The following is a 15,030-nucleotide window of genomic DNA, read 5'->3' as shown; positions in this document are numbered from 1 at the left end:
AATAGAAGTCCATACTGGCAGAGCTTTTATACTAACAATTTTGACGTTATAAATATAAGGAAGCAGCATCACAAAAATTGTCATGCTGCTTAGTATTACTTCAATACATACTGTTAAAAATGCTTGTGATTGACCATTGCTATTTTGACTTTTTGGTCGGGCGCTGAAAGTCGTTTTTCTGAGTTTGTCGTGCCCGTCCAAAGGCTAATGCTTTACTGTCGACGTCTTTAGTAATCACTGAACCTGCGGCAACCGTAGCGGTATCACCAATAGTCACAGGTGCCACTAAACTTGAGTTCGAACCAATGAAGGCATTGTCTTCAATAATGGTTTGTGATTTATTGACACCATCATAATTACAAGTAATGACGCCTGCACCGACATTGACATCTGTACCAATGGTCGCATCACCGATATAACTCAAGTGATTAACCTTGCTACCATGACCGACCGTTGATTTTTTAATCTCGACGAAATTACCAACTTTACTGTTATCAGACAGTACGGTTTCAGGACGCAAATGGGCGAAAGGACCAACATCAACACCTGCCCCAATCTCAGCGCGATCAATCACGCAATAAGGTTTTATGTGGCAGGCATTACCAATGTGGGCGTTTTTGATGACACAGCCCGCTTCGATATAAACATTGTCACCTAAGACACAATCACCCTCGAATACCACACCCACATCGACAAACACATCTTGACCCGCAGTTAAGGTGCCGCGAATATCAACGCGAGTGGGGTCAGCAAACTGCACGCCCGCTTCTTGTAAATCGGCAACCAGTTTGCCTTGCCAAGTGCGCTCTAAGCTAGCGAGCTGTTGGCGGTTATTGACACCTTCAATCTCAAAGGTATGCTCAGGCTCAATCGCGACAATATTAATGCCTTCGGCGACCGCCATTTTGACGATATCCGTTAGATAATATTCTTGCTGCGCATTGTCATTAGACAGCTTTGGCAGGTATTTATGTAATAACGCATTATCGACGCAGTAAATACCGCTATTAATCTCTTGGATTTTTTGCTCATCGGCGCTGGCATCTTTTTGCTCGACGATGGCTTCGATGTTGCCGTCTTTGTCACGTTTGATACGACCGAGACCAAAAGGATTGTCTACGGTCAACGTCAACATCGACATGCCCTCGGTGTTAGCCGCTTGTAGCGTTGCTAATGTCTGGCAGCTGACTAATGGCACATCACCATAGAGAATCAGGCTTTGCCCTTCTTTGGGTAATTCCGACAGGGTCACTTTAACCGCATGTCCAGTACCTAATTGCTCAGTCTGAGCAACCCAAGTAATAGGCAGATGCGCATATTGAGCATTGATATCTGCTTGGACTTGCTCGCCACCAAAACCATGAACAATAATAGTGTCGTCAACCGTTAATTGATGACACGTATCAAGGACATGACCCAATAACGACTTACCAGCCAATGTCTGTAGCACTTTTGGCTTAGCCGACTGCATACGCGTGCCTTTGCCGGCAGCGAGGATGATTACCGAGAGGGGAGTTGTCATAATAGCCTACAAATGTAACAAAATATAATTTCAAATTATAACGCAAACCGTCATTTAACTAAAACGCTATGTCGTGACATCTTTGTAACTTACGTTGCTTGTCATGGGCTTACCATTTACTGGTAGCTTGCTGATAAATTGTCTATCGTCACAAACGCATTACTAAAAAAGTGGACGAGTCAAAAAAAACGATGGACTATAAACGACAATCGGTTATCAAAGACCGTCGCTTATATAAAAGCGAGGCTAATTTAACAGCTAAAGGATGGTGGTATAAATAATGATCCAGACGGCTGCTGCCATGACCCCTGCGATGATGTCATCAAGCATGATACCTAGGCCGCCCGCGACTTTTTTATCTGCCCAGCCAATCGGTGGTGGCTTAATAATGTCAAAAAAGCGGAACAATATAAAGGCGATAATAATGGCAACAATAGAAGAGGTTTGAGCGATATTTTGCCAAAAATTACCGTCAGCGATACCCATATAAGATAGCGGCAGTAGGGTAAGCCACATGCCTGCCCATTCATCCCAGACGATATGCGGGTTATCATGACCACCCATTAGCTCTGAGGTACGACCGCATATCCAACTACCAATCACACAAGAGAGAATGGTAATAATCAAAAATGGTACGAATCCTAAGCTTAGCAATGGTATCGCGACGATTAAGCCACCAATCGTGCCCCAAGTACCGGGTGCACGGCGAGGCAGACCACTACCTAAACCCAACCCAAGCCAATAAACTACGCGGTCAAGCATATTGGCATTGGCGGGTAGCGGCGGGCAATTATTGGCTTTACGGATATCAGGCTTAGATAGGTTGTGATCAATCATGGGTTAACCTGCAAAATGTTGGTAACCCGTCAGATTGGGCCAAGTGGTAAAGGGGGCGGGATGGGTAGGTGTGATGGGCTGTCCTTGATAAAAAAGCTCTGGTCGTAAATTTTTGGTAGCATCTGGATTGTTTACGGCTATGACTTCGCCGATACAGGTAACAGGCGTGTTGCTACTGTCATTAATAGGTGGTTCAATATGAGCAGGCAAAGTAAAAGCCAATTCATAATCATCACCGCCAGCCAGCTGGCACAACAAGCGCTCGGTTAACTCAGCGTTTGCCAATGCTTTGCTAGTAGGTAGCTGATCGAGATGAATGCGCATACTAACGCTGCTTTGTTGGCAGATATGTCCAATGTCTTGATACAGACCATCAGAGATATCTATCATCGCAGTCGCACCAATTTTTGCCAATGCTGCACCCAGTGCAATACGCGGCGTTGGCATATGTAGACGATGCGTAAGCTCAATACCGATAGCAGTATCAGGATGCTGTAGCGCATAAGCGGCATCGCCAAGCGTGCCTGAGACATAAAGTTTGTCGCCAACTTGCGCGCCTGAACGGTAGACGGCTGGCGTCTCTTTGGTGAGTAACCCTTGCGCGCTGACACTCAGAACTAAATTGTCGCTGCGCGTGGTATCACCACCAATCAGCGTCACCCCAAATAGCTGGCAAGCATGGAATAAGCCTTTAGCAAATTCACTTAACCAGCGCTCATTTGCCAAGCGCTCAGGCAAAGCTAACGCCAATAGAATACTATGTGGAGTTGCACCCATAGCCGCAATATCTGAGACGTTCACTGCCACGGCTTTATAACCGATGGTAAATGCAAGCTTATTTACTTGCTCCCAATCGGCGCTAAAGTGTCGACCTTGAACCAGCGTATCAATACAGCTGACCAAGCGCGCGCCTGCAGGCAAGCTCATCACCGCGGCATCATCACCAATGCCTTTTTCAACACTGTCTTTGTCGACACTGCTAGACAATGACTGCGCAGCTTGTATTTGGGAGAATATACGCTCAATCAGCTCAAACTCATTCATGATTAGTCTTTGCTGTCTGCATCAGTGCGGTCTGTTTCAATCGCTTTTTTGCTCGCTTTAAAGTCACTAATATTGGCAGTAGCCTTACTAGCGCTATTGCGTTTGACGGTAGCATTATTGGCGCTAATACGAGGCTTGTTTGAAGTAGTTGATTTTTCTTCAATGGCAGCTGTATCAGCACTATCTTCTATATCGGCATTATTTTCTGCATTGGTATCCGCTTTTATTACAGGTTTAGCAGTCGCTTTTTGTGAGGTGCGTAAATTGGCTTTGCTATCTGCTTCTACTTCAATAGCACGTAGCTCAACTGCCATTTTATCAAGGACGGCATTAATCAATTTATGCGCGTCAGTAGCGCCAAAGTGATTATTCAGCTTCATCGCTTCGTCAAGTACCACTTTATAAGGAATTTCTAAGCGGTTTTGTAGCTCGTAAGCACCAATCAAAAGAATAGCGTGTTCGACGGTGTCCAATTTATCGATTTCACGGTCAAGATGCTGAGAGATAAGGATATCTAGCGCCTCGATCTGCTCTGGGATGTCACGCATCATTTCATGATAATAGCCAATATGTACGGTATGCATGGCATTGGTCGCGCGGGTACGAGCGGCGATATCGTGTGGGGCATTGTCTTTCCAGCCAAGCTTACCATCGATATCGAAGCGGCGGTCAGTGACGAGCCATTCGTATAGACCTTGCATCGCAAAGCGTCGTGCTTTACGGATAGCAGTGTGACTGGTCTTGTAAGAAGACTCACTCATATCGAAGATTTGATCACCCGCACTGCTGCTCGCGATGCGCGTGGCTTCAGCTTGTTTATCATTGGTTTGGGCGGTTTTCGCAGCGCTGATAGCGCGCTTGAGTTGGTCAGTCATAGGGGGTCTATACCTAGTTGCTAAGATAAAAAGTTTTTAAGATAAGAGTTTTAAAATAAAATGTTAAATAGTAGTTAGCTGGCAGGCTTTGCCAGTCAAGTTTTGTAGCGTACTTGGTAACAGTTTTTGTAACACTGACGCTGTGGCTCTCGATAAAAACGAAAGCTCATAAGAACCACAGCGCTCATTAAATAACAAACAGCCTATCAAATGATGGCTTGATTAAGCGTCTTCACTGTCATCTTCAATATCTAACTGTGATAGTACCGCAAGCATTTCTAGTACAACCATTGCCGCTTCTGAGCCTTTGTTACCCGCTTTCGTGCCAGCACGCTCAATCGCTTGCTCAATGCTGTCAGTCGTCAGTACGCCATTGGCAACTGGGATATTGTAGTCCATAGCTACCGCGCTTAAGCCTTTTGCAGATTCGCTTGCAACGAAATCAAAATGCGGCGTGCTACCACGGATAATCGCACCTAAAGCAACGATGGCGTCAAAGCGATCAGACTCAGCGGCACGTTGGGCAACCAATGGCAATTCAAAAGCACCAGGTACACGGATTACGGTGATGTTGCTACCCAATACACCGTGACGTAGTAGCGCATCAATTGCGCCATCTACCAATGATTCAACCACAAAACCATTAAAACGACCGACGACGATACCAATACGAACATCTTTGTTTTGATGTAAATTACCATCGATGTGAGTCACGTCATTGCGCTGCTGTTGTAGATTTGACATAAAAAATCCTTTGCCGAATGGGCTTTTAATTAAAATGTAGGAATAAATAATGCGCTAAATATATCGCTAGGTTCAAATGGCTTATTATCCGTTAGATAATCAGTTAAATGAACGAAAATAAGTGGTTAGCGCTATGATAACATTTTTTTCTGTTTTATTTGTACTTTACGAGCCTACTATAGACGCATTTGTATGCCTTGCGCTGCCATATATGCTTTGGCTTCTTGAACCGTATACTCACCAAAATGGAAGATGCTGGCAGCAAGGACGGCATCGACGCCGCCTTCTAATACGCCTTCAGCTAAATGTTGCAAATTGCCGACGCCGCCTGAAGCAATAACGGGCACATTGACGCGGTTAGTAATTTGCTTCATTAATGCCAGATCATAGCCTTTTTTGGTGCCATCACCATCCATCGAGGTGACCAGTAATTCACCAGCGCCAAGCTCAGCCATTTTGCTCGCCCAAGCCACCGCATCAATCCCCGTTGGTTTGCGACCACCATGGGTGAAAATTTCCCAACGAGGTACAACAATACCATCGACATTGATATCAGCGACGCGCTTGGCATCGATCGCCACGACGATACATTGGTTACCAAATTTCTGCGCCGCTTCACCAACGAACTCAGGGGTAAATACCGCTGCAGAATTGATCGCTACTTTATCCGCACCCGCATTCAATAGATTGCGGATATCAGCGATTTTACGCACGCCGCCGCCAACGGTTAATGGCACAAATACCGTTTCTGCCATACGCTCAACGGTATGATAGGTGGTATCACGCTCATCATTGGTTGCGGTAATATCCAAAAAAGTAATTTCATCAGCGCCTTGTTCGTTGTAGCGTTTCGCTACTTCAACAGGGTCTCCTGCATCTTTAATATCGACAAACTGTACACCTTTGACCACACGGCCATTATCAACGTCCAAACAAGGAATGATACGCTTTGCTAACATAGGGTCTTTCACCTTATAATCAATTCATTCTATAAGCGCTAGTCTAGCAAAATCACCGCCATCTCAGGCAGGTTTTCGCAAGATTATTATGCTTTTAACCAAAGTTTGCTCATGCACGGTACAATCACTGTCATTACCGTCGATATTTATCCTATTTACCTTCTTTTAATTGCCATAAGTGAGATGTCATGTCCGTCTATACCCAGTTAACCGATGACCAGTTTGCCGATTTTTGCCACCGTTTTGGCGTATCGTTCGCGCGTGCCATTCCAATCACCCAAGGTATCAAAAACTCTAACTGGTTTATTCAAACGACTGACGATGTAGATGGCGCACACTCTTATGTATTTACCTTATTTGAAGAGCGTCCACCAGAAGATATCGAAAAGATGGCGGTCATCTTAAATCAACTAGACGGTAAATTACCGGTCGCTGCGCCGTTAGCATTGCTTGATTTAGGCGCTGATAGCGCAGAAAAATGCTATGTCATACGCTATGACAATAAAGCAATTACCTTAGTGCCATGCCTAGCAGGCTCGCATCCACAGCAGACGACGCAAGCGATGTGTCATGAAATTGGCGCCGCTTTAGCGATGCTGCATGAGACATTGCAAGCACTACAACCTGCGGAAGAATATGGCGTGCCTTTATATCCATGGAGCGAGGTGCGCGACCGTGAAATGCAATTTATGCCAGCTGACGAAGCCAAATTGATGAGCGATATTTGGCAGTCTTATACGGATTTGCCGCTTGCCAGCTTGCCAAAAGGCTTATGTCATTTAGACATGTTTGCCGATAACACGCTATGGAACTTATCGTTAAATAATAGCCAAAAAGGTGAAGCGCGTCTGACTGGGTTGTTAGACTTTACCGAAGTTAGCGTCGAGCATTATGTGATGGATATTGCCATTACCATTAATGATTTTTGTACCACGTGGGGCGATGCTGAGCAGGGTGAGTCGGTGAATTTTGACCGTAGCAAAATGGCGGCTTTCTTACAAGGCTATGAGTCGAAACGCATGCTCGGTGAAGATGAAAAACGTGCCTTACCAGTAATGTTGGCAAAAGCGGCGGTGATTTTTTGGCTATTACGTCTCAACGTTATTCACTATAACCGTACCGAAGGTCGTACGGGCGATAATATCATGGTCAAAAATCCTGACCTGATGAAACGCCTTGCCGCTTATCATTGGTCACATGTTGAAAAAGCGCAAAGTACAGTGTTTGTACTAGAACATGCGCGTTATAAAGACGATGATAAAAATAACGATGTCGAAGATTTTAAATTAATCGGTGTGTTTGCGACTGAGCAACAAGCGCAAGCTGCTATTGAGCAATTAAAATCACAATCTGGCTTTAAAGATTATCCAAACGGTTTCCATATTGATGCTTATCCGTTAAATCAAATTAATTGGTCACAAGGTTTCGGTTGCTAATAGACTGATAGCAACGAGTTATATTTATAAATATCTAAAAGGAATTTATCATGACCGATCAAGTTGATAACTGGCACAAACTGGCACGCTACGACACCAATATGCAAGGTGAACTGCATGCCAATCTGCTTCGTAACAATGGTATTACGGTGTCTCTGCAACCGCTGAGCGCGATGCCCGGTATGAATTCTGGGATTGTGCTGTGGGTACAGGATACTGATTTGGCGCACGCCAAACGCATTTTGGCAAATATTGACACCGATGGGGCAACGCCTTATGAGGTGTTTGATGAAACGTCAGCAGCCAAAATTAACCCTACTTTAAATCCTGCACAAGACGACAATAACGGCGGTGAAGTATAAATGTGTCAACTCTTAGGAATGAACTGTAATACCCCAACGGATATTGGTTTTAGCTTTGCAGGGTTTCGTCGCCGCGGTGGCATGACTGATAGTCATGAAGATGGCTTTGGTATTGCATTTTTTGAGCGTAGTGAGTGCACTAATAGTGACAAACCAGAGAATGCTTCAACTGGTCTACGCTTATTCCATGACAATCGCCCAAGCCATTTATCGCCCGTTGCTGATTTGGTTAATAATTATCCGATTAAAGCGATGAACGTCATTGCTCATATCCGTAAAGCGACCCAAGGGCAGAATTGTTTGGCAAATACCCATCCTTTTGTCCGTGAAGTGTGGGGCGAGCAGTGGGTGTTTGCGCACAATGGGCAAATGAATAGCGAATTTATCAAACGCTGTCAGCGCTTGCAAGACAACGGCAACGCCTCACATTGCCAACCAGTCGGTTCAACCGATTCTGAAATGGCGTTTTGCTACCTTGTTAATCGCCTAAAAAGTAGCTTTAAATCGCGTCCTGATGACCAAACGCTGTTTAATTTTTTGACCACCCAATGTCGTTATTTATCCGCCAATGGGTTGTTTAATTGCTTGATATCAAATGGTAGCTGGCAATTGGCTTATGCGGGGAGCTTATTGTTTTATCTCACGCGTCAAGCACCATTTGGTGAAGCGAAATTAGCAGATGATGATTTAGCCATTAACTTTGGTGATGTGACGACAGATACCGACAAAGTGACGATACTAGTGACCGTGCCATTGACTGAAAATGAAAAATGGCAACAGTTAGCCGTCAATGAATGTCTGATCTTTCAAGATGGGGACGTCATTTATAAAGACAGCCCAAGCCAGCGCAAGTTTTTGACGATTGAGGAAGGAATTGCGGTGGCACGTGCGGTTGGGGCGAGTGTTTAGGGTGGTTGACTTGTATTTTCAAATTGGTTGTTCCACTATGAAATTAATAGTTTAATAAAAATTAGGTGAAGCCATGTTAGGCAATGACATCCAAATCAAACAGCTCATGGGCGTAGGCGATGTACATCTCAGCTTTCAACCTGACCAAAGAGTCTACTGCCTGATTGGTGAAAACGGTATCGGCAAGACAAAGTGTTTAGAGGCTTTGTTTGCTTTATATTTTACTACCAATGAAATCCTTCATCCTAGCACTATGAGCGATGAGCTATTCACATTTGATAATATAATTGCTAACGGGCGAGCATTTAATAATGTTTCTAATGAAAATTTGAAAGGTTTCGAAAGTCATGGTATGGCTGTAGTCATGATTGGAGCTTTGAATCGAGGCACAATCAAATATCATGAAGGTAATTTTGAAAAAAGTATTTTATCTTACGGTCCTCGCTTATCAAATTATCTTAGTACAAATCTTTCTGCATTAAATAGTAAAGAAATGCAGAGCCTTGGGATGGGTGAGTTATTAAATCAATGGATAATTCAGCGTGCTCAATCTGCTAACCCTTACCAAACCGCCGAAGATAATCGCGAAATTGAAATCACCACACTGCTAAATTTACTTAACCAAGTAGACGAACGAATTGATAGTAAGTTTCTTGAAATCTCAGGAAGTAATCGCGTATTTATCAAAGTATCTGACAAGAAAACTGAGCTATCAGAACTATCTAGCGGCTTTGCTTCAATTCTCAAAATCATGCAATCTATCATTGCGGGCTACAGTTATTTTACTAACGAAACTAACATTGCCCATGTAACAGGCGTGGTCTTTATCGATGAAATAGAAAGTCATCTGCATACTAAGTGGCAAGCGACTATTATTCCTACCCTAAAGCGTCTCTTTCCCAATACGACGTTTTATATTACCACTCACTCTGCTATTGTTTTGAGCCAACTGCAACATGGCGAAGCTTATGAGTTATACCGTGATAAAGAAGATGGAATCGTAAAAACTGAGCTGATAGAACATCCCAATAATGCAGCCTTTATAGACCTACTAAAAGATGCCTTTGATATTGATATCAATCGTCTTAAGCTGGCACGTGATAATGCGCCACAGCAAGCAGAAGCAAAGCAGATGCTTATCAGTTTATTAGATGAAAAAATTAAACAACTAGAGGCAGGGCAATGATGAGTGAAAGAGAACTATTGCTTGATGCCAATTATTTAATTTATTTACTAGAGGGTAAGGTTGACGAAAATGACGCTAATCTTTTGCAAAAACTAAAGACCTTACGTGCTGAAATAGCTTCAAATAACGTCGAAGTAGTCATCACACCACTCATCCGTTATGAGTTTCTAAGATACTTTTTATGGAAGAAAGGAGATGACGAGGTTAAAAGATATGTTAACGTGATGAACATGCTCACCACTTTAGATATAAGTCAAGATATCGCAGATTTAGCTGCTGACTTATACCGACTAGATAAATTTATTGCCAACGAAAATAATGTCAATAAAAATATTGATAAACGTCAGTTTGATATATTTCATTAATTGCTACGGCTAAGGTTAATGATATCGAATTGCTATCTAATGACAAGCACTTACCGCAGCTTGAGAAGCTATATACTCTTTACGAAGGAAAACTAATTTAGTTTCTAACCCAAATATATTCCACAACACCGTTTAAACTTCTCACCCGACGCACAAATACACGGTTGCTTTTTGCTGACAGTCATCGCAACAGTCGGATCTAAAAAGTACCAGCGTGCATCATTATTGACTTTGTCTACCACCTTCACAAAGGCAGACAATTCATGATGCGCCTGCACTTTCTCTTCTAAATTACCTGCATTATTAGTTGGCTTGAAATAAGCCTTAAACTCAACTTGCGCATGGCGTTTGCCTAGCTTTGGCGTGTGCGCTACGATTGCTAGTCCTGCCCAATTTGTCTCTTTTGCCCACGATTCAATCGCCTTGATATCCAACAAGTTTTGCTGTGCAGGTAGAGTGGTCTTGACGATATATTCTGGCTTAATCAATACAAAGGCACTATAGCGCGTACGCATGAGACGTTCGGCTGTCTCCGCTTTTATACCCTCTGCTTTGTCAACCTCACCATTATAAAGAGCATCATTATAAACAGCCTCATGATAAGGCTGACAGCAATCTTTATACAGTAGTGGTGAGCTGATAGCGCTTGATGATGGATGAATTTGGCAAGGGCAAACGTGTAGATTAGGTTGCATGTTTTATTCTCATTTTCGCTTGGGTTTTACTGCTTTACCGTATCTTTATCGCAGCATGCTTTTTATCAGTTCTGGCAATATGCCAACTTTTAGCTGTGCCCATGGTGCTGGGTCGCGCAGCTGCTGCCAAAACGCATCAAACGGCGGGGCAAAATAGACCAACATGGCGAGCAGTGTATATAGTAATAAATACCACCACTTATCTTTAGGCTGATAAAACTTCATCGCTGTACCTGATGAGCGCTTCATTTTCATATTCGATAAGTTAACACTATATAGCTCGTCCAATGTCAAATGCACTAGCGCGCCACCAAATAAAAATAAACCGTAAAACCAGCTTGCCGTTAATGAGAGGTGCAAGACATAGTAGCTTAAATAAGTCAGTCCCAAACCCAAAATTGCCATATAAGGCACGGAGTGAATGACGCCGCGATGCACGGTCATGTTGGTAAAAATAGAGAAAACCACATAACGCATAAAGCCGTAGCCTGCTAGCCATAATGCAATCAGGGCAAGCAAACTGAGCTCACTGCGCCAATGCATGACCAAACCAAAGGCAAAAATAAATGAGGTGATATTGAAACCAAGTTTAATCGGTGTGGAGTTGTCAGAATCCAAATCAGGCAGCAGCCCACCGATAGTGCCGAGCGCCACGCAAACTAAAAACCCCGAATCATCAATCAATCCCGCTTTATAAACTGTCAAACTGAGCGTACCACTGACCATGAATGCAACATTCAGGTGGGTGTTAAAATTTGCCATAAAAACTCATCAATAAATAGCGCGCGAAACGATTGTTTCGAGGCGTTTGCCTAGCGGTAAAAAAGCGCACCATAATAGCATAGCGCAGCCAAACGTCTAACAGATAAGGCTCGTATGCCGCGACTGTTTTACCCATTACCTTTGATTCTAATATTTTTTTGGAAAATATATTGATACTTGATAATAGAATGTTAAACCCTTGTTGCGTTTACGATTATGCCACGATTTGACAACGTCTAGACGTTAACAAAGCACCGCCGTTTTGTTATGGTAAAAGAGCGTTATTGTTAAGTCCTAAAGAGTCGCTTAGCTATTTTGTTAACTCAACTTTATATTCTACTGTGTCAAATAATAATGATTTTGAATACAACTCTTACAATCATCTATCTAGCCACCAATCCTCAGCATAAACCTACAACCGTTTGGGCTTAGGATCTATAACAACGATAAGGAAGCTACCATGAGTGATATTTTTAATGTAAAAGACACTATTACGGTCGATGGCAAGGAACATGCCTATTACAGTTTGCCAAAGCTGACCGAAACTTTTGAGCACATCAGCAAATTACCATTTTGTATGAAAATCGTCTTAGAAAACCTATTACGTAATGAAGATGATGGTCAATCTGTCGGCAAAAACCATATCGAAGCCGTTGCTAACTGGGATGCAGGTGCAGAAGCGTCAAAAGAGATCGCCTTTATGCCAGCGCGTGTAGTCCTGCAAGACTTTACTGGTGTGCCATCAGTTGTCGATTTGGCAGCGATGCGTGATGCCGTGGTTGAGCTTGGCGGTCGTGCTGAGCAAATTAACCCATTTATCCCGAGTGAATTGGTTGTCGATCACTCTGTACAAGTCGATGCTTATGGCCGAGAAGATGCACTAGATTTAAACGAAAAAATTGAATTTAAACGGAATAATGAACGTTATGAATTCCTGCATTGGGGTCGTAATGCGTTTAAAAACTTTGTGGTCGTACCACCAGCGACGGGTATTGTGCATCAAGTTAACCTTGAATACTTAGCTCGTGTTGTAATGGCTGCTGATGTCAATGTTGATGGTAAAAGCGAGTTGACGGCTTATCCTGATACGGTATTTGGTACTGATAGTCACACGACGATGATTAATGGTATTGGCGTGCTTGGTTGGGGTGTCGGCGGTATTGAAGCGGAAGCGGCAATGCTTGGTCAACCGTCATCAATGCTGATTCCACAAGTGGTTGGCTTTGAGCTAAAAGGTAAACTGACTGAAGGCGTTACCGCGACAGATTTGGTATTGCGTGTGGTTGAAATGCTACGTGCGCATGGTGTGGTTGGTAAATTCGTTGAGTTTTATGGCGAAGGCTTACACAGTATGCCACTGGCAGATCGTGCGACGATTGCCAATATGTCACCAGAATATGGGGCGACCTGTGGTATTTTCCCGATTGACCAAATGGCGATTGATTATTTGCGTCTATCAGGTCGTGAAGAAAGTCAGATTGAGTTGGTCGAAAAGTATGCCAAGGCGCAAGGCTTATGGCACGATGCCGATACGCCAGCAGCAACGTATTCAAGTAAATTAGAGCTCGATTTATCATCGGTACAGCCTGCACTTGCTGGTCCGAATTTGCCACAGCAGCGTATCAATCTATCTGATATGCACGAAAAATTTGGCGAAACTTTAGAAAAAATGACCAAAGACCGCAAGTCAGAAGTCGAAGGCAAGGTACGCTTTGATGAAGAAGGCGGCGAGCAAGAGCAAGCGGATAGACTCTATGCTAAGCCTAATGTCTTCTCTGACGTCAATATCGATGATAAGAGCCATAAATTGCGTGATGGTTCTGTCGTTATCGCAGCGATTACCTCATGTACCAATACCTCAAACCCTGCAGTGATGATTGGCGCGGGCTTGGTGGCGAAAAAAGCCGCTGCAAAAGGTCTAAAAGCCAAGCCTTGGGTCAAAACTTCATTGGCTCCCGGTTCGAAAGTCGTCACCGATTATCTTGAAAAATCTAAGTTAATGGACGAGCTTGAAAAAACAGGCTTCTATTTAGTGGGTTATGGTTGTACCACTTGTATCGGTAACTCAGGACCGCTCTTAGAGTCGATTGAAAAAGGTATCGAAGAAAAAGACTTAGTCGCTGCTGCCGTGTTATCAGGTAACCGTAATTTTGAAGGTCGTATTCACTCACATGTAAAAGCGAGCTACTTAGCGTCACCACCACTCGTAGTTGCTTATGCGCTGGCAGGTACGGTTGATATTGACTTAACGACGCAGCCGTTAGGACAAGATCAAGATGGCAAAGATGTCTTCTTAAAAGATATTTGGCCAACATCAGATGAGATCAATGAGCTGATTGCCAATAATATCGACGCCGATATGTTCCGAAAAAATTACGGCGAAGTGTTTGACGGTAGTGCCGCATGGAACGCTATTAGCTCAGCCGATAGCCAGTTGTATCCGTGGAGCGAAGCGTCTACTTATATTAAAAACCCGCCGTTCTTTGATGGAATGACCATGGAGCCAGAAGGTATTCCTGATATCGAAGGCGCACGCATCTTAGGGTTGTTCGGTGACTCAATCACCACTGACCATATCTCGCCAGCGGGTAATATCGATCCAGATTCGCCAGCAGGTAAGTACTTGCAAGAGCGCGGTGTGATGCAAGCCGACTTCAATAGCTATGGCTCACGCCGTGGTAATGACGCAGTCATGACACGTGGTACTTTCGCCAATATCCGTATCAAAAATACCATGATGGCTGGCAAAGAGGGTGGCTATACTTATTACTTCAAAGGCGATAGCGCCACGCTTCAAGACGGCGAAGAAATGGCCATCTATGATGCGGCAATGAAGTATAAAGAAGACAAGCGTCCGCTCGTGGTACTTGGCGGGGCAGAATATGGTTCTGGCTCTAGCCGTGACTGGGCAGCGAAAGGGACGATTTTGCTTGGCGTAAAAGCGGTATTGACCAGCTCGTTCGAACGTATTCACCGCTCAAACCTCGTCGGTATGGGTGTGTTGCCATTAACCTTTAAAGACGGTGAAAATGCAGAAACTTATAATCTAGACGGCTCTGAAGTGCTTAGCATCACAGGTCTAGATAATGGCGAGAGCAAGACCGCCAAAGTCACGGCCACACGTGCCGATGGTTCATCTGAGAGCTTTGATGTCAATGTCATGCTCCAGACGCCAAAAGAGCGCGAGTACGTGCGTCATGGTGGCGTATTGCACTATGTACTACGTCAATTGGCTGCTGAGAGTAAGAGCGCAGCGTAATAATTGATTGGATTTAGAATAAAAAAGCCCAGTCGTAATGACTGGGCTTTTTCGTGTCTGGTTTTTGAATGTTTT

14 protein-coding genes are annotated in these 15,030 nt (G+C 43.8%); 6 read left to right on the top strand and 8 right to left on the bottom strand.

Annotated features, from left to right (window positions below; all coding sequences use genetic code 11):
- Positions 1–139: 139 nt before the first annotated feature.
- The 6 genes from glmU to hisF all read right to left on the bottom strand — a co-directional run bounded on the left by glmU (position 140) and on the right by hisF (position 5,981).
- A complete protein-coding gene (gene glmU, locus AK822_RS13700) occupies positions 140–1,522 on the bottom strand; it encodes a bifunctional UDP-N-acetylglucosamine diphosphorylase/glucosamine-1-phosphate N-acetyltransferase GlmU (RefSeq protein ID WP_060492024.1) in 1,383 nt (460 codons plus the stop codon).
- Between the two features lie 258 nt (positions 1,523–1,780).
- Positions 1,781–2,359, bottom strand: coding sequence for a phosphatidylglycerophosphatase A family protein (locus AK822_RS13695; RefSeq protein WP_060492023.1), 579 nt, complete (start codon positions 2,357–2,359; stop codon positions 1,781–1,783).
- A 3-nt stretch (positions 2,360–2,362) separates the two neighbouring features.
- A complete protein-coding gene (gene thiL, locus AK822_RS13690) occupies positions 2,363–3,403 on the bottom strand; it encodes a thiamine-phosphate kinase (protein ID WP_060492022.1) in 1,041 nt (346 codons plus the stop codon).
- A gap of 2 nt (positions 3,404–3,405) precedes the next feature.
- The gene (nusB, locus tag AK822_RS15155) at positions 3,406–4,278 is read right to left on the bottom strand and encodes a transcription antitermination factor NusB (protein WP_228139035.1); all 873 of its coding nucleotides are present in this window, start codon (positions 4,276–4,278) and stop codon (positions 3,406–3,408) included.
- A 222-nt stretch (positions 4,279–4,500) separates the two neighbouring features.
- Positions 4,501–5,022 carry a 6,7-dimethyl-8-ribityllumazine synthase gene (gene ribE / locus AK822_RS13680; RefSeq protein WP_045445783.1) on the bottom strand — a complete coding sequence of 174 codons (522 nt, stop codon included), beginning with the start codon at positions 5,020–5,022 and terminating at the stop codon, positions 4,501–4,503.
- A gap of 176 nt (positions 5,023–5,198) precedes the next feature.
- Positions 5,199–5,981 (bottom strand): imidazole glycerol phosphate synthase subunit HisF, encoded by a 783-nt coding sequence (gene hisF / locus AK822_RS13675; protein WP_060492021.1) that lies wholly within the window; start codon positions 5,979–5,981, stop codon positions 5,199–5,201.
- Between the two features lie 188 nt (positions 5,982–6,169).
- On the opposite strand from hisF, the gene AK822_RS13670 reads away from it, so the two are divergent.
- The 5 genes from AK822_RS13670 (at position 6,170) to AK822_RS13650 (ending at position 10,239) form a co-directional block, all read left to right on the top strand.
- Positions 6,170–7,417, top strand: a complete 1,248-nt coding sequence (locus AK822_RS13670) for a homoserine kinase (RefSeq protein ID WP_060492020.1) — start codon at positions 6,170–6,172, stop codon at positions 7,415–7,417.
- 50 nt (positions 7,418–7,467) lie between these two features.
- Positions 7,468–7,779, top strand: a complete 312-nt coding sequence (locus AK822_RS13665) for a putative signal transducing protein (protein WP_060492019.1) — start codon at positions 7,468–7,470, stop codon at positions 7,777–7,779.
- Positions 7,780–8,688 carry a class II glutamine amidotransferase gene (locus tag AK822_RS13660; protein WP_060492018.1) on the top strand — a complete coding sequence of 303 codons (909 nt, stop codon included), beginning with the start codon at positions 7,780–7,782 and terminating at the stop codon, positions 8,686–8,688. It begins immediately after the preceding gene.
- A gap of 73 nt (positions 8,689–8,761) precedes the next feature.
- Positions 8,762–9,874, top strand: a complete 1,113-nt coding sequence (locus AK822_RS13655) for an AAA family ATPase (RefSeq protein ID WP_060492017.1) — start codon at positions 8,762–8,764, stop codon at positions 9,872–9,874.
- Positions 9,871–10,239, top strand: a complete 369-nt coding sequence (locus AK822_RS13650; protein WP_060492016.1) for a type II toxin-antitoxin system VapC family toxin — start codon at positions 9,871–9,873, stop codon at positions 10,237–10,239. The genes AK822_RS13655 and AK822_RS13650 overlap by 4 nt, the downstream gene beginning before the upstream one ends.
- Before the next feature lie 104 nt (positions 10,240–10,343).
- On the opposite strand, the gene AK822_RS13645 is transcribed toward AK822_RS13650, so the two are convergent.
- Both AK822_RS13645 and AK822_RS13640 read right to left on the bottom strand, forming a co-directional pair.
- Positions 10,344–10,934 (bottom strand): YchJ family protein, encoded by a 591-nt coding sequence (locus AK822_RS13645; RefSeq protein ID WP_060492015.1) that lies wholly within the window; start codon positions 10,932–10,934, stop codon positions 10,344–10,346.
- Between the two features lie 45 nt (positions 10,935–10,979).
- The gene (locus tag AK822_RS13640) at positions 10,980–11,696 is read right to left on the bottom strand and encodes a metal-dependent hydrolase (RefSeq protein ID WP_060492014.1); all 717 of its coding nucleotides are present in this window, start codon (positions 11,694–11,696) and stop codon (positions 10,980–10,982) included.
- Positions 11,697–12,156: 460 nt separating this feature from the next.
- Between AK822_RS13640 and acnA the strand changes: the two genes are divergently transcribed.
- Positions 12,157–14,955, top strand: coding sequence for an aconitate hydratase AcnA (gene acnA / locus AK822_RS13635; protein ID WP_060492013.1), 2,799 nt, complete (start codon positions 12,157–12,159; stop codon positions 14,953–14,955).
- Positions 14,956–15,030 lie beyond the last annotated feature (75 nt).

Origin of the sequence: Psychrobacter sp. P11F6, assembly GCF_001435295.1 — a bacterium.
Lineage (GTDB): Bacteria > Pseudomonadota > Gammaproteobacteria > Pseudomonadales > Moraxellaceae > Psychrobacter.
Note: the sequence above shows the minus strand (reverse complement) of the source record. Positions and strands in the feature narration are given on the sequence as shown.